Origin of the sequence: Brucella sp., assembly GCF_032066345.1 — a bacterium.
Classification (GTDB): Bacteria; Pseudomonadota; Alphaproteobacteria; order Rhizobiales; family Rhizobiaceae; genus Brucella; species Brucella pseudogrignonensis.
In genome coordinates, this window is record NZ_DAMBKZ010000001.1 from 351,597 (window position 1) to 366,559 (window position 14,963).

Below are 14,963 nucleotides of genomic sequence, written 5' to 3' on the forward strand. Positions count from 1 at the left end.
ATGTTTGATGCTTCTCCAATTTCACAGGAACGCGAATGGGATGGGCTTCCGATAACGGAGCCCGGCCTATACCGCAATGTTCCAATCGAACGCTATCACAGCGATCCGGGCTTGTTTAATGGCGAGTTTTCCATCTCGTCCACCGGCCTTAAAGCTATCGCCCGGCGCCCGCTCGAATACTGGCGGACGTCTCATTACAACCCGTTTCGTAAAGAGCCGAAATCCACGGATGCCTTTGAATTCGGTAAAGCTGCTCACATGCTCGTTCTGGGTGAAGAAGGCTTTACCGAGCGTTACGCACTGCAGCCAGACACTTACATTAACAGCAAGGGCTTGGAGTCCGCTTGGAATTACAATTCCAACGTATGCCGTGGTTGGCGCGATGAGATGCGTATGTCAGGACGCTCCATCATCACGAATAGCGAAATTGAAGCAATTCGCGAAATTGCCAATTCGCTGAGACAAAAAACGCTTGTCCAGGAAGGCATTCTGAACGGGCTAATCGAACGCTCTGTTTTCTATAAGATCGGCTCGATTTGGGTGCGTGTGCGGCCCGACGTCTGGCCAAGATATGGCGGCGATTTTGTCGACTTCAAAACCGCTGCATCGGTTGATGATGAGAGCCTGTCGAAAGCTCTGTACGAAACAGGCAACTACATCCAGGCCGGTCTGACACGCTGGGTTGTACGTGAGCTTTTCGGAAACGATGCATTTTCGTCTTTCACCTTTGCCTACGCCGAGAAGTCAGAGCCTTTTGATGTCCGCTTCAAGCAGCTTGACCAAGAGGATCTCGATCTAGGCGAACTCCAGGCCAGGCGTGCATTCGCGCTTTTAGAGCACTGCATCCAAACCGGTGAATGGCCCGGATACGACGGTCACGACGAGGACGTCACTTGGACGCGCATGAGCGAGTTCAACCGGAAACGAATTCGCAAACAGCTGGGGATTTCAGATGAGTGAGCACGTAACAGGCGGCCCAGCCTTCCCTTTTCAGTTTGATCAGACCTACGAACAGAACTTTGGGCATGAGGAAGGAATGACCGTCCGTCAATATGCGGCAATTCATTTGCGCGTACCAGAAAGCGGCGACGACTGGCTCGATCTAATGATCCGCAAGGCGAATTTGCGGGATACGGCGGTTCAGGCGATGGCGGGAATGCTTGGCGGTGAAACTGAAGACTCGGCGTTCTCCGAGGATGTAGCAGCGGATCGCGCACGGAGAATGGCTGAAGCAGTCTTGAGAGAAACAGATGAGGATTTCAATGAAATCGTCTGATTTTTACCAAGGCTCAGCAATCGAAGACCCGATGATTGTGATGCGCATGATCGCTATGGGCCGAAACATCTTTTGGAAGGGACGCGTCTACTCGAACGCGTTCATGCGCGGGCAGCGCATCCAAACAATCATCTCACATACCGAAAAAGGCGCGTTCTCTTTCGCGCATGAGAGGAATCCGAAATGAGCAATAGTATAGCTCTTCACGACGAAACCGGTGTTCAGGCCACTGCGGAGATCCGCGCGCCGCAGTCCGGTTTGAATAAGGAAAAGTTTGCCGAGTGCATGCAGTGGGCGACCATGCTCGCCAACTCTTCACTGCTTCCTCAAGCACTCACACATGAAAAACCCGGCAAGGATGAAACCAAGCTCCCGCATGAGCGCGTCGTTGCCAACTGTTTCTACGTCGCGACTATCGCTGATGCTTGGGGAGTGATGCCAACCGCACTCGCACAAGGCGTCTCCCTTGTTCACGGCCGTATCTGCTTTGAAGGCAAGATTGTGGCCAGCGCGATCGAAAAGCATCTTGGTTTTGTTCTCAGCCATTATGTCCAGGGTGATGGCGATGACATGCGGATTTGGATCAGCGACGTTCCATTTACTGACGAGGTAGTTGCACATTTGGTGCCCAATTACCGTCGTACCGACATGCGTATCATGGATGGCACAGTTAAAGACTGGAAAACCACCGGCAATAACAGCCCATGGCGCCCGAATACTTATGCGAAAATGCTTTTCTATCGCGGCTGTCGTGAATGGGCCCGTGTCTACGCGCCTGGCCTTATCAGCGGAATCTATACGCCGGACGAGTTCGATGATGCGGTCTCGGATGCTCGTGCCCAACGAGCTCGCGACGTCACGCCATTGAAGCCAACTGTTGGCGGCCATCTGCGCCTGCGTCCAGCTGATGACGACGATATCGAAGGGTTCACAGCGGACGGGATCGAGAAAGAGACGACTGCACTGCGTGACAATGCCGAGAAGGCTGCAGAAGTCAGCGTCCCTGAACTTGATGATGCGGAACGTACGAGCCTCACCCAACTCATCCGACAGTGTAAGGCTGCAAGCACAAAGTCAGCCGACCAGGCAAAGCTAGATCCGGCTGTCGTGGTCGATATCGCCAAGGGCTTCAACTCCACCGGCAATCTCACAACAAAGCTTGCAAGAGACAAGGCTGGCACCATCACACGCTCGTTCAAATCGGTCTGCGAAGGCAAGACAAGCCTGGAAGCCGCAGTTCAATACACCTGCGGAATCGTCGGCGTCGAACCGGCTTCACTTGATGAGGTGAAATAATGGCTGCTCGATTCAAAAGCCCTGACACTGCGTTTTCTCTGGCCCCATCAGCGGGCCAGAAGCAACCGCGTGTAATGGATGATGCCCACCTCAAGTGGATACGCACCCTGCCCTGCATTTTAACCGGCCGGCATCCTGTTGACGCCTGCCACGTCCGGTACTCCGACCCGAAGTTCTACAAGCGAGAAACCGGACGCGGTGAAAAGCCTGACGACAAATGGGTGGTCCCGATGTGCCGAGATATGCACGACACTCAGCACTCGATGAACGAACGTGCCTTTTGGGCTCGCCACAAAATCGACCCTGTCGCCGTCGCAGCCGCACTGTTTCTGCATTCTGGAAATGATGCAGCGGCCGAGACCATCTTCCGAAATGCGAGGAAGCCATGACCATCCCAGATGAAGCAGTACAAGCTATGCCAGAGCGCATTTACGCGGTGAAGCAGACGGAAGGCTCAAACTGCGTTGTCAGCTTCGACACACCAAGCCTTGATTACAATGTTGAATACGTGCGTGCGGATCTTGCCCTTCCTTTCCTGCAAGGGGTGAAGGTGAAGGGTCTGGAGTGGTCCGCTGCAAAGTTTCCAGAAAGCTATGTGAGCAAAAACAGCTCCATTCAATATTCCATTACATGGGACGATGACGCGGAATGGTCGGAGCTTCCTAAGCCATACGATCTTTGCCGAGGCGATAGCGATGGTGAGGCTTTGGGTAGCTACGAAACGGCAAACGACGCCAAAGCCGCAGCACAGTCCGACTATGAGGCTCGCATCCTGTCCGCGATCGAGGTGTCAGTATGTCAGACTTGCAAAGGTCACGGCATTATCGGCGGCCTGTATCGTGTTGGTGACGGTGATGTAGATGGATGGGAAGAAGCTTGTCCAGATTGCGCCCCATCCCCGCGCGCGCAGGCGTTGGAGGAAGCGGCGAAGCTTTGCGAGAAGTACGCACAAAGCTACCAGAGCGGCTTATGCCATTACGGTTCTATTGATAAGGACGCGGGGCGAGGTCGCCAAGAAGGTCATATCAATGCCGGGAATGAACTTGCCGCAGCAATCCGCGCCCTCTCGTCTCAGCCTGTAGCGGATGGGTGGCGCTCAATGGATAGTGCTCCAACGAACGGGAAGCACTGCATTCTCTGCATCAAGGATGGTTCGTTTTACTATTCGGTTCAGGGAGCATTCCAAAACGGCAAGTGGAACTGCGTTTATCGAGACGATGTTCAACCTCTGTGCTGGATGCCAAACGTCAGAGTACCTGCTCAATTCCTCCCAGCCTCACCGGGAGCGTCGGACACCCACCCGACAGGAGGTAGCGATGACTGATCGGATCACACAGAAATATTTGCGCCGTTGGCCTGACAGTAAGCGCGCAAAGTCATGGGCCGGTCGCTTGGTTCATATCCAGACCGAAAACGGCGTTTGGCGCATCAATGGCAAAGGCTACACATACTCTGGGAAAGAGGACGCGTGGGTTTTACCGTTCGAGGATGCTCAGAAAGAGGTTGCACATTGTGGGCCAGAAAAGCAGGCCACATTTATCTTAGCCACCCGCCCCGCCGCGCCGGTCGAGGGGTTGGAGACGGTTGGGCACATGGCTAAAACCCGCGTGGGTTGGGTACCTTCGTTTCACGGTACCGGCCAGCCTGTCGTCACCCGCTCGCAGGCCGAGGCCATCATTGTGGCGAGGGATGCGGAGATTGAGCGCTGGAAGGACCTGTATGGCAATTCGGCTAATGCCAACAGTGATCTGCACGACAAGGCAGCCAGACTCCAAGCCAACAACGCTGCGCTGACTGTGCGGGTTAAGGCACAAGCCGAGCATATCGCGACATTGGATAGCAATCTTGAGGCAATGGAAAAGCGTGCTCAGGAAGGCGAAACCCAACTCGCGGCGGCAAGGAAGGAGATCGAAGTATACGGACCTTATACGCCTACTTGGTTAGGGCCATGCGTATGGGCTGGCATCAAGGAAGAGTTACCACCTCAACTGGTAGACAGAGAAGTTTGGATTTCGACGTCAAATCCTAATGAGGTGAAGCAATGAAGCTTCCAGACTTAACCCCGCTATTCTATCTCGCAGGCTTCGGATTGTTCTGTGCTGCTATTTTAATCATCGGCGGTGGCGGCTGGCTTGGTTATCACCTCATTCGTGCAATTCTTTTCTATGTAGGTGCTGCATGACCCTCATTGACAGACTATCCAAGCTGGACGGGCATCGCCATGGAGTTCGAATTACTCGGGAAAACTGCATGTTCAATATTCCCGATCTAAAGCGCTTCAATATTGGCGATGAAGTTATCTGTGATGCATCGGCGGAATGCGACCGCTTCGAAGGCGTGATTATCGGTCTCGAATTGAGACGGGCTTACGGTTCCGAACGCCTTGAGCCATGTATCACCCTTCTGCATGACGGTTACATCACGGATGGGTTCAAGCCGGGAGACTTGCGCGCAAAGGAGGCATCGAATGGCAACGATTAAGCTTGTGAACGTTGATGAGCATGATTTGGCCTATGCGGCCAACTTAGCGGTTCATTTCGTACGTCAATATCCGGATCGAATGGGGCTTAGGAATGGCGTGGCCTTCACCAAGGACTGCGTTGATTATTCGCTCTATATCTATCGCACCAAAACGCAAATCGTTGTTCGCGGGAGGTCCAGCCATGGCGAGTAAGGAACGCGCCGAACTGATTGAGGAAGTGAAAGAACTTATCTTGGATGGGAATTTGTACAGCAGAACCCTTCAGGAAACGTCAGAACGCATCCTATCAACCATCCTCGCCGCACTAGGCGATGCGACAGGGGAGATGTGCAAAGCTGGACGAAACGAAACCATTGGCGTCGGTCATATTTACGCATCCGACATCTGGCGGGCCATGCTCAACGCCAGCCCACTAGGGGAGCAGAGCGAATGAAGCTGACCCGCACCCAACGGTTAATGCTTTCAAATATTGCCGACTTCGAAAATGGCAGAGGGCTTAGCTTTAACGCCATTTCGTGGGCCCCGATTAAGAGGCTGATCAAAAAGAGAGCAATAGTCAAAAATGGATCACGAAAAGGCTTCGTGTTCTACAAAATCACGCCAGAAGGTCGCCAAGCCCTGAAAGGCGGGGAGTGATGGCCCTACCGCGTCGGATACTTCGGAAACTTGGCCATGCCTTCAACCTCGGCACTCTCGTGGGTCAGGATAATGCCGATGTTCTTACCTCTGCATTCAACGCAGCGAAGCTTTGGAACAAGATCATTGTGCAACGCGCCATGGTCCTCGCCAAGCTTTTCAGCAAGTGCGGGCAAGTCAAGCGCAACGTTGTGATGACAGCCGTTACAGTAAGCCGTGATCCTGTATCCGTACTTGATGCACTCACCAATCGTCCTGTTAGTGCTGATATATGCCATGCCGCTCTCCTGTCAGGCGGCAGGTATTACACCGTGAACACAAACAGAACAAATCACAAATTTCGAGGCGGACGACTATCATCCAAAGACTAATCGATTGCGCTGTATATTTTTGGAGGCGTTGGATAAATGACCAAAAAACGAGCGCATACCCAACGATTTCGGTCGGTCGCTGAAGGATACGAAACCACCTCCGGCAAGAGACGCATACCCTTAACACTCGATACCGACTTGCTGGCGAGAATAAATGAAATAGCTAAGGCGAACGATCGGTCGGTTTCATCGACAATCGCGGACATGATCCGGAGCCAATTCGAAAGCCGTGACACGGCAGCGCTTCAACTTACACCACAAGAAATTCAGTTGCTCAGATCTCATCGCGCAATCTTTGGACATGCCAGAGAGCGAGCGTCTACTGATAGGAGAGAAAGCCATGAATAGCGAAACAGCACATACCAACAGCATCCTTTCAACGTCTCAGTTACACCTGCGCCCACGGCTGCGGAGAAAAGACGTCCCGGAATATCTGTTGACCGTTCACGGGATTGATATCGCTTACTCGACACTTGGAAAGCTCGCCAGCATTGGCGGCGGGCCAGCCATGCAATACAGCGGACGCATTCCGCTTTACCATAAAAAGGATCTGGATGCCTGGGCGAGCGAACGGCTTTCAGAATCCGTCAGATCGACTTCTGACAAGTGAACACAAAGAGCCCCGCCTATAGCGGGGTTTTCTTTTAATCCGATTCGGGATGCAGGCTAGTGTCACCATCTGATCGAACTAGTGACACCGTAGTGACACTAATTTCTAGAACATCTTCCAATAACCGCTAAGTCATTGATTTTATGGCGCACCCGGTTGGATTCGAACCAACGGCCTCTGCCTTCGGAGGGCAGCACTCTATCCAGCTGAGCTACGGGTGCATCGCCGGGAGGCGTGATCGCCTCAATCTAGGCGTTTCTAGCTGAACCACGTCTCTGCATCAATGGTCTATTTGGCAAAATGACCACTAAAAACCGCATGTTCCACCAGAGATCAGATGCAAGCGCTCTACGCACTTTAACGCGGGAACGAAACCATATCGCCATAGAGCTCCTGCAGCTTTGCTTTAACAGCGGGTGAGTTCTGATAAATCTCGATGAACTTCTTCAATCGAACATCATCTCGCAATTCCGGACGCGTGACGAACTGAAAGGCGTAGATCGGTTCGTTCTCGAAGATCAGTCCTGATGACGCTTCCAGCCCTGCGAGTTTTGCAAAAGTGGGATAGGTCGCCGCAGCATCCACCTCGTCCAGTAATCGCGCGACTTGTGGTCCGTCCAGTTGCACGATCTTGAGCGGTTTCTTCCAGATAACAACATCCTCGAGGCTCGCACGATGATCTGTGTCTGGCTTCAACTCCAGAAAGCCCGCCTTCTGCAGAAGAAGAAGCGACCGGCCGGTATTGATCACATCGCCTGAAAACGCGATCTGTGCATTATCCGGAAGATCTTCGAGCTTTGAATATTTCTTCGAGTAAAGCCCAAATGGCGTGCTGAAAGCAGGTGCTATCGGCACGAGCCCGTTTCCGGTCTTGGAGTTGGTGTAATCCAGATAGGGAATATGTTGAAAAAGATTGGCGTCAACAGTCTTATCGGCAACTGCCGTATTCGGCGTATTCCAATCACTGAATTCGATCAGTTCGACATCGAGCCCCTGCTCTTTTGCTTCAGTAGCTGCCACCTCCGCAGCTTGGTTGGAAACACTAGTTGCAAGCGCAATACGTAGAGATTGCCTCTCTTCGGCATAGAGCATCGATGGCAGCAAGCTTGTAGCGAAAGCCATCGCTGATATCGCGAGAAAACGACGGCGTTGTAGTTCAATTTTTGAGGATGTTTTTCTGTCGTCGGAACGGAAGCGCATGGCACATTCTAAAAGTTGATAAATTTAATCCACTATACTGCTTACCAATCTAATTAAGAAGCTGTTTCTGATTGTCACATCAATAATTTAGCGCGCACTTGATTGTGATCAATGAACAGAAAGCACGGCGTTCTACAGTCTTGTGCATGTCATCTGGCAATGCCAGCTTGAACAACAGCAGTTCTCCCGACTGCTTATCAGCTTAACAGCAGAAAAGGATAAATCATGTCAAACACAGCTAAAGTTGCATTGGTCACAGGTGCAGCACAGGGCATTGGTCGCGGTATTGCTCTGCGCCTTGCAAAAGACGGCTTTGATATTGCACTGGTCGACCTGAAAGCAGACAAGCTAGAATCCGTAAAAAAGGAAGTTGAAGCACTGGGTCGCAAGGCCTCTACGTTCTCAGCAGATGTAAGCAAACGCGATGATGTCTACGCGGCAATTGACCATGCAGAAAAGGAACTCGGCGGTTTCGACGTCATCGTCAACAATGCGGGCATCGCACAGGTTCAGCCTATTTCCGATGTTAAGCCCGAAGAAGTCGACCGTATCCTGAAAATCAATATCGAAGGTGTTCTGTGGGGCATTCAGGCAGCAGCAGCCAAATTCAAAGCGCGCGGACATAAGGGCAAGATTATTAATGCCTCGTCGATTGCTGGCCATGATGGCTTCGCAATGCTGGGTGTTTATTCGGCTACGAAATTCGCTGTGCGTGCGCTGACTCAAGCCGCCGCTAAAGAATATGCGAGCGCAGGCATAACGGTGAATGCCTATTGCCCGGGCATCGTCGGCACCGATATGTGGGTTGAGATCGATGAGCGCTTCTCGGAAATCACTGGCGCGCCAAAGGGCGAAACCTACAAGAAGTATGTGGAAGGCATTGCTCTTGGCCGCGCCCAGACCCCGGAAGACGTTGCATCGCTGGTATCGTTCCTCTCGAGTCCAGATTCAGATTATATTACCGGACAGGCTATCCTGACTGATGGCGGCATTGTTTACCGCTAAGCATATGACAAAAGAAAAGGCGGGAAATTTCCCGCCTTTTCTTAACCAACGTGTAAGCCCGGCGCTTCCTGGCCTGTGCTTTCAACATATTCCGTATAGCCGCCACCATATTGGTGAATGCCGTCCGGCGTGAGTTCCAATACGCGATTGGAAAGCGCCGACAAAAAGCGACGATCGTGCGATACGAAAAGCATTGTGCCTTCGTAAGCGGAAAGGGCCCGAATGAGCATTTCCTTGGTGTCGAGATCCAGATGGTTAGTCGGCTCATCGAGTACAAGGAAATTTGGCGGATCAAACAGCATTGCTGCCATGACCAATCGCGCTTTCTCACCGCCAGAAAGCACACGGCATTTCTTTTCGATATCATCGCCAGAAAAGCCGAAGCAGCCTGCGAGTGCACGCAAAGGCGCCTGCCCCGCCTTTGGAAAGCGCTGTTCCAGCCATTCAAGAATGGTGCTGTCACCGTCGAGAATATCCATGGCGTGCTGTGCGAAATAGCCAAGCTTCACACTCGCACCGAGATTGACGATACCCTGATCAGGCTCCGTTGTGCCGGTGACAAGCTTGAGCAATGTCGACTTGCCTGCACCATTGACGCCCATGATGCACCACCGCTCACGACGGCGAACCATGAAATCCAGCCCGTCATAAATCGTGCGGCTTCCATAGCTTTTGTTGACACCCTTGAGACTCACGACATCTTCGCCAGATCGTGGCGCTGGTGCGAAGTCGAAAGCCACTGTCTGGCGACGACGTGGCGGTTCCACGCGATCAATCTTTTCAAGCTTCTTCACACGGCTCTGTACCTGAGATGCGTGTGATGCGCGTGCCTTGAAGCGTTCGATGAATTTGATTTCCTTGGCAAGCATTGCTTGCTGGCGTTCAAACTGCGCTTGCTGCTGCTTTTCGTTCAGTGCACGCTGGCCTTCATAAAAGGCATAATCGCCGGAATAGCTCGTGAGCGAGCCGCCGTCGATTTCGATAATCTTGGTCACGATGCGGTTCATAAACTCGCGGTCGTGCGAGGTCATCAGCAATGCGCCATCATAGTTTTTAAGGAAAGCTTCAAGCCAGATAAGGCTTTCAAGATCGAGATGGTTGCTCGGTTCGTCGAGAAGCATAACGTCGGGGCGCATGAGAAGAATGCGAGCGAGAGCCACGCGCATTTTCCAGCCGCCGGACAATTTGCCGACATCGCCATCCATCATTTCCTGGCTGAAACTCAGACCCGCAAGCACTTCGCGCGCACGGCCATCCAAACCATAGCCGTCGAGTTCTTCGTAACGGGCCTGCACTTCGCCATAGCGTTCGATAATCGCGTCCATTTCGTCAAGACGATCAGGATCGCACATCGCGGCTTCAAGTTCGCGCAACTCTGCGGCCACAACACTGACCGGACCTGCGCCTTCCATAACTTCCGCGACAGCCGAACGACCACCCATTTCACCAACATTCTGGTTGAAATAGCCGATCGTCACGCCCTTTTCGACATTCACCTGCCCTTCATCGGGCAGTTCTTCGCCGGTAATCATGCGGAAAAGCGTAGTTTTACCGGCACCGTTCGGGCCGACGAGACCTATTTTTTCCCCACGATTCAACGCGGCAGAAGCTTCGATAAAGAGAATACGGTGGCTGTTGGACTTGCTGATGCTGTCGATGCGGATCATGTGCGTGGGAGGCCTTGTGATAACTTGGCCTCCCTATGACATGGCTTGCCCCCGCTGTCACGCGGCGCGATGACATTGCGAGCTATGTTTGCTTACGGAATGTGATGCAGCCATTCCTTCGTGGCAAATTTTTCTTCAATGAGCTTCTCGGCTGCTGCGTATTCTTCCGGTGTTATCGTCCCGGTGACACCGCCATTCAACGAAACGAACATCTCTTTCATGCGATCAATGACTTCGCGGCGCGGCAACCCCGTCTGGCTGCGGACAGGATCGACGCGTTTGACCGCACTGGCCGTACCCTTGTCAGACAGCTTTTCCCGGCCAATGCGCAACACCTTCACCATTTTCTCGGCGTCCATGTCATAAGCCATGGTGACGTGATGCAGAACAGTTCCGCCTGAATAGCGCTTCTGGGCCGCTCCACCGATCTTGCCTTTCGAGCTCGAAATATCATTGAGCGGCTTATAAAACGCGTCGATGCCAAGCGAATTAAGCGACTTCAGGACCCATTCGTCGAGGAATGCGTAGGAATCGGCGAAACTCATATCACGCACGAGTTCACCCGGCGCATAAAGAGAATAGGTAATCGAGTTGCCCGGCTCCACAAACATTGCGCCGCCGCCTGTTACGCGACGAACTGTTTCGACGCCGAGCTCAGCAGTCGCTTCCATATCCACTTCATTACGCAGCGACTGAAACGCTCCGATGATAATGGATGGACGCTCCCACTCCCAAAAGCGCAAAGTCGGCGCGCGGCGTCCAGCGGCCACTTCACGCGCCAGAACTTCGTCAAGCGCGAGATGCATCGTTGGCGTCAGCGGCGGAATATCGATGATCTGCCATTCGTAGTCGCGCCAGGTACGTGCAACGCCAAGAGCGCGACGCACAGCAATAGCGACAGCTTCAGGGCTGAAACCGATCATGAAAGCGTCTGGGCGAAGTCCTTTGCGGACCGCATTAGCAATTTCTTCCGATGAGGCAGTCGCAGGCAAACCGTTCAATGCATCACGAATGTCATCAAGGGCTTCTGCAGGCTCGAGGAAAAAGTCCCCCGCGACCTGAACCTGGCTCAGTTTGTTATCCTGAACTTCGAGATCGATAACAACCAGCTTGCCACCGTGGACCTTGTATTCACCATGCATTTTCTTACGACCTTGCTGACGAGAAACATCTATTCGCACTCTTGCGGATTCAGCAAAAAAAGGGAACTATCTATCTGGAATTTTTACACGATTTGCGTTCAAATATTTACAATCATTCGCGATATTGACCAGTTGAAACGTAAGTCGCCGTTCATTCTATGTTCAAGAACTGAAATCTATAAGAACTCATCAGACATTCAAACAATGGTGTTAGCCATGGCAGCTCTTCTGTCTAATAAACTTAGCCTCGTCGCAGGCATGTCAGCTTTTATTGCATCTATGTACGTAATTGCTCCTGCACCCGCTGAAGCTGCGCAATTGCAGCGTTGCGCCGGTGAAAATGAAACCTGCAGACTTCCGTATCCAACTGAAGTGATCTATGGCGCGAATGGCCGGGGCACGTCTCAGTTTATCGATGGTCCGAATGTGCGCTGCTCAAATCAAGTTTTCGGTGATCCGGCCCCTGGCGCACAGAAAAGCTGCTCATTCGTTGTCCGTGATCGTTATGAAGATCGACGCGATGATCATCGCAACGATTGGCGCGACAATCGTCGTGATGATCGCCGAAATGATTGGCGTGACGATCGCCGTGATGATTGGCGTGATAACAGACGCGATGATCGTCGTCGTGGCGAGTGGCAGCAATGCGCAAAAGAAAAAGGCTTCTGCGATTTCTATGGTCGTAAGGTCGTTCGTTACGGAGCGAAAGGGCGTTTTGTAGAGCGCGTATTCCGTGATGGCGTACGATGTGACAACCGTGCTTTCGGTGATCCAGCACGCGGTGTCGGAAAAGCCTGTTTCATTCAGAATTAAGAACGAAAAGAGGGGTAGAGCGGTTCCAGTTAATACCGAATCTTTGGAACCGCTCTATCTATTTGTTTTTATGGCAGTATCCGACGCATCGCAGCAGGAAAAGAAATCAGTCCGACGAACTGATTTCCCTGCGGAGACGCTTCGCGCTTTTGCTGGAAATGCTCTAAGTCCGCTTTTTTCTTGATGTTATTTGTCTATGCAAGCAGCACTGTTCGTTAAAAACATTCTTTAGCCGAGTTACCGCCGACCGCTCAAAGAGCGGCCATGCGTGACTCTGCCGTCTTATCGAAAGCTTTCTGCATACCCGCGTCACGGTCGTAAACATCGCTGAAGTATCGAACGTTGCCATTGGCATCAGGCCAAGCCGTGAAGTAAGCGATATAGACCGGAACCGGATTAGCAACCTTCAAGCCGCGTTCGTCCTTACCGAAATATTTGCTCAGCTCTTCAACCGGCTTACCAAGTACTGCGGCTGCCATATCGCGCGGGCGCTCCAGACGGATGCAGCCATGACTCAAGGCACGCATATCGCGGCTGAAATAGGATTTCGCCGGAGTGTCATGCATGTAAATGTCATGAGCGTTCGGGAAAAGAATTTTCAGTTCGCCCAGAGCATTATCGAGACTTGGCTTCTGGCGGATGCCGACATGTGCCTTGCCTGCAGCAACTGCACTCCAGTTTACAGCGCTCGCCGAAACCTTCTTGCCGCCGACATAAACTTCGTAGCCGTTGCGATCGAGATAGCTCGTATCACGCATCACCTTTGGCAGCATTTCGTTCAGAATAATCGAACGCGGCACGCCCCAGGATGGATTGAAAACAACCGTCTGGACCTTGTTATAGAAGAAATAGGTCTGATGGGTTGGCGAACCGATGACCACATTCATGGCCAGCTTTTCTTTGCCGTCTTCAAAATATTCGGCGCGGTAGGATGGCTGATTGACCATCACGTAACGCGAGCCGAAATCATGTGGCAGCCAGCGCAGGCGTTCCATCGAATAGAGAATGCGATCACGCTTCACCGAATCCTGCTCGCCTTGAAGGGCTGCAATCGTGTTCTTACCAATGATGCCATCGGGCGTGCTGCCTGAAAGCTTCTGGTAATCCTTGATGGCAGCGGCCAGTTCCGGATCATAGATGCTTCCATCTGCGTGAGCCTGCAGAACATTGCGATGCTGTTCCAGATAGCTAGCTGGAGCATGTCTCGTGATGAGCGCGACAACATTTGCAAGCTGATCGCTGGAATCACCCGGACGAATAGCTTTATCAAGCGAAATGCGAATAGGTTCGCCAGCTGGCGCTTCCGTATTAGCCAGTTCACGCTTCAATGAAGCATAGGCTTGGTTATTCGGCTGGAAGCTTTTCAGATAAGTAACCGGGTCGGTTTCAGATGCCAGACGGGCCAGAACGGCTTTAGGATCGACGCGATTACGCGGCAGATCATAAAAACCACTGAGGCGGTCTGCAATCACACGGCCCTCGCCCGCATCAATTGCATAGCGCAATGCACGCGCAGACATGCGAATTTCAAAGTCAGCAAGTTTTTGCTGACGTTCGGCAAGCTGTGCTTCTTCGAAATGATCGCCAGGAATAGCGACGGCATATTCTTCCGGGTTCAGACCATCATCGTCAGCCTGAGCAAAAAAGGCTGCAACATTGCGGGCTTTATCAAGCGCCTTGTTGTCTGCTGACCAAAGAAAGGTGCGTTTTTCGGAATAGAAGCTGACGATAGCTTCAGCAATTTGCTTTTCCGCTTTGACATCGACGGTCTTCAGATAATCCGTTGCGGCATCGAAAGCGAGCTCACCCTGGGATTCGTCAGTCTTTTTTACCGGACCAATCGGCGACATTCCCGATGTCAGAGGATCGACGCGCGCGGGATCAACTGCCGCTGTCACCTGCATATCAAGAGCGCTGAAATCGACCTTGATCAAAGCATCCGGCTTATAATTGTAGATCTGCGGTCCTTTAACCGTGACGCGCTGTGCTGGCGGCACGGCAGCTCTCGGCACGGAAACTGGCTTAGCAGTATTTGGTGCTGGCGCGACCTGCACAGGCGGCTGAACCGGCTGCGCCTGTTGCTGACGACGCTGCTGGAACAGCTCAAGCAGAGAGTTAGCTGCCTGCGCCTGCGCTGTCGAGAAAAGTGTCGATGCTGCCAGTGCGAAAGCCATCGCGTTACGGACATAAGGACCGCGCTTGCGATTATCTTTAATGTTCCGATTCAAATTTCTGGAGAACTGCATTCCAACCGCCAATTCAATGCAACCGCTATTAAGCGAAGCCGCGTCAATCTTTGCCCATAGAATTGATGAATCTCGTATAGAATCTTTTAACGTTAACGCATCCTCCTATTATTTTGCGTCCAACTCTATCAATTTTTCTTGAAAAGCGATTTTGCGGACACACTCGAGCTCCGTTCGTGTCGAACAGAACAATGTGCCGCAGTGGATTCCGCCCTGCAT

20 protein-coding genes and 1 tRNA gene are annotated in these 14,963 nt (G+C 52.3%); 15 read left to right on the forward strand and 6 right to left on the reverse strand.

The features are described from left to right. From RT142_RS01895 to RT142_RS01950, 12 genes are all read left to right on the forward strand, one after another. Window positions 1-960 (forward strand): PD-(D/E)XK nuclease-like domain-containing protein, encoded by a 960-nt coding sequence (locus RT142_RS01895; RefSeq protein ID WP_313026894.1) that lies wholly within the window; start codon window positions 1-3, stop codon window positions 958-960. Next, window positions 953-1,276: a hypothetical protein gene (locus tag RT142_RS01900; RefSeq protein ID WP_313026896.1), complete on the forward strand. Its 324-nt coding sequence runs from the start codon at window positions 953-955 to the stop codon at window positions 1,274-1,276. Before RT142_RS01895 ends, RT142_RS01900 begins: the two co-directional genes overlap by 8 nt. Further along, the gene (locus tag RT142_RS01905) at window positions 1,263-1,463 is read left to right on the forward strand and encodes a hypothetical protein (protein ID WP_313026899.1); all 201 of its coding nucleotides are present in this window, start codon (window positions 1,263-1,265) and stop codon (window positions 1,461-1,463) included. Before RT142_RS01900 ends, RT142_RS01905 begins: the two co-directional genes overlap by 14 nt. Continuing rightward, on the forward strand, window positions 1,460-2,572 hold the full coding sequence (locus tag RT142_RS01910) for a hypothetical protein (RefSeq protein WP_313026901.1): 1,113 nt from the start codon (window positions 1,460-1,462) through the stop codon (window positions 2,570-2,572). The genes RT142_RS01905 and RT142_RS01910 overlap by 4 nt, the downstream gene beginning before the upstream one ends. Beyond that, on the forward strand, window positions 2,572-2,961 hold the full coding sequence (locus RT142_RS01915) for a hypothetical protein (protein WP_313026904.1): 390 nt from the start codon (window positions 2,572-2,574) through the stop codon (window positions 2,959-2,961). Before RT142_RS01910 ends, RT142_RS01915 begins: the two co-directional genes overlap by 1 nt. After that, the gene (locus RT142_RS01920; RefSeq protein ID WP_313026906.1) at window positions 2,958-3,896 is read left to right on the forward strand and encodes a hypothetical protein; all 939 of its coding nucleotides are present in this window, start codon (window positions 2,958-2,960) and stop codon (window positions 3,894-3,896) included. The genes RT142_RS01915 and RT142_RS01920 overlap by 4 nt, the downstream gene beginning before the upstream one ends. Beyond that, the gene (locus RT142_RS01925; protein WP_313026909.1) at window positions 3,889-4,617 is read left to right on the forward strand and encodes a hypothetical protein; all 729 of its coding nucleotides are present in this window, start codon (window positions 3,889-3,891) and stop codon (window positions 4,615-4,617) included. Before RT142_RS01920 ends, RT142_RS01925 begins: the two co-directional genes overlap by 8 nt. After that, on the forward strand, window positions 4,614-4,754 hold the full coding sequence (locus RT142_RS01930) for a hypothetical protein (RefSeq protein ID WP_313026912.1): 141 nt from the start codon (window positions 4,614-4,616) through the stop codon (window positions 4,752-4,754). The genes RT142_RS01925 and RT142_RS01930 overlap by 4 nt, the downstream gene beginning before the upstream one ends. Window positions 4,755-4,822: 68 nt before the next feature. Beyond that, window positions 4,823-5,053, forward strand: coding sequence for a hypothetical protein (locus RT142_RS01935; protein WP_313026914.1), 231 nt, complete (start codon window positions 4,823-4,825; stop codon window positions 5,051-5,053). Next, a complete protein-coding gene (locus tag RT142_RS01940; protein ID WP_313026917.1) occupies window positions 5,040-5,246 on the forward strand; it encodes a hypothetical protein in 207 nt (68 codons plus the stop codon). The genes RT142_RS01935 and RT142_RS01940 overlap by 14 nt, the downstream gene beginning before the upstream one ends. Next, a complete protein-coding gene (locus tag RT142_RS01945; RefSeq protein ID WP_313026919.1) occupies window positions 5,236-5,487 on the forward strand; it encodes a hypothetical protein in 252 nt (83 codons plus the stop codon). The genes RT142_RS01940 and RT142_RS01945 overlap by 11 nt, the downstream gene beginning before the upstream one ends. Continuing rightward, window positions 5,484-5,690, forward strand: a complete 207-nt coding sequence (locus RT142_RS01950; protein ID WP_313026922.1) for a hypothetical protein — start codon at window positions 5,484-5,486, stop codon at window positions 5,688-5,690. The genes RT142_RS01945 and RT142_RS01950 overlap by 4 nt, the downstream gene beginning before the upstream one ends. 5 nt (window positions 5,691-5,695) lie before the next feature. On the opposite strand, the gene RT142_RS01955 is transcribed toward RT142_RS01950, so the two are convergent. Next, window positions 5,696-5,968: a hypothetical protein gene (locus RT142_RS01955; RefSeq protein WP_313026923.1), complete on the reverse strand. Its 273-nt coding sequence runs from the start codon at window positions 5,966-5,968 to the stop codon at window positions 5,696-5,698. Window positions 5,969-6,401: 433 nt separating this feature from the next. On the opposite strand from RT142_RS01955, the gene RT142_RS01960 reads away from it, so the two are divergent. Beyond that, window positions 6,402-6,671, forward strand: a complete 270-nt coding sequence (locus RT142_RS01960) for a hypothetical protein (protein ID WP_313026926.1) — start codon at window positions 6,402-6,404, stop codon at window positions 6,669-6,671. A gap of 144 nt (window positions 6,672-6,815) precedes the next feature. Here the strand turns inward: RT142_RS01960 and RT142_RS01965 are convergent. Next, window positions 6,816-6,892 (reverse strand) — tRNA-Arg (locus tag RT142_RS01965). Window positions 6,893-7,028: 136 nt separating this feature from the next. Continuing rightward, on the reverse strand, window positions 7,029-7,793 hold the full coding sequence (locus tag RT142_RS01970; RefSeq protein WP_313026928.1) for a MetQ/NlpA family ABC transporter substrate-binding protein: 765 nt from the start codon (window positions 7,791-7,793) through the stop codon (window positions 7,029-7,031). A 303-nt stretch (window positions 7,794-8,096) separates the two neighbouring features. Between RT142_RS01970 and RT142_RS01975 the strand changes: the two genes are divergently transcribed. Further along, window positions 8,097-8,876, forward strand: coding sequence for an acetoin reductase (locus RT142_RS01975; protein WP_113498784.1), 780 nt, complete (start codon window positions 8,097-8,099; stop codon window positions 8,874-8,876). 41 nt (window positions 8,877-8,917) lie between these two features. Here RT142_RS01975 and abc-f read toward each other — a convergent pair whose 3' ends face one another. Together abc-f and RT142_RS01985 are read right to left on the reverse strand one after the other, a co-directional pair. Continuing rightward, window positions 8,918-10,543: a ribosomal protection-like ABC-F family protein gene (abc-f, locus tag RT142_RS01980; protein WP_064320548.1), complete on the reverse strand. Its 1,626-nt coding sequence runs from the start codon at window positions 10,541-10,543 to the stop codon at window positions 8,918-8,920. Between the two features lie 92 nt (window positions 10,544-10,635). Beyond that, on the reverse strand, window positions 10,636-11,685 hold the full coding sequence (locus RT142_RS01985; RefSeq protein ID WP_007874843.1) for a biotin/lipoate A/B protein ligase family protein: 1,050 nt from the start codon (window positions 11,683-11,685) through the stop codon (window positions 10,636-10,638). On the opposite strand from RT142_RS01985, the gene RT142_RS01990 reads away from it, so the two are divergent. After that, window positions 11,680-12,498 (forward strand): hypothetical protein, encoded by an 819-nt coding sequence (locus tag RT142_RS01990; RefSeq protein WP_313026939.1) that lies wholly within the window; start codon window positions 11,680-11,682, stop codon window positions 12,496-12,498. The two genes, RT142_RS01985 and RT142_RS01990, sit on opposite strands and share 6 nt — an antisense overlap. Before the next feature lie 251 nt (window positions 12,499-12,749). On the opposite strand, the gene RT142_RS01995 is transcribed toward RT142_RS01990, so the two are convergent. Next, window positions 12,750-14,744 carry a murein L,D-transpeptidase gene (locus RT142_RS01995; RefSeq protein WP_313026942.1) on the reverse strand — a complete coding sequence of 665 codons (1,995 nt, stop codon included), beginning with the start codon at window positions 14,742-14,744 and terminating at the stop codon, window positions 12,750-12,752. Window positions 14,745-14,963: the final 219 nt, after the last annotated feature.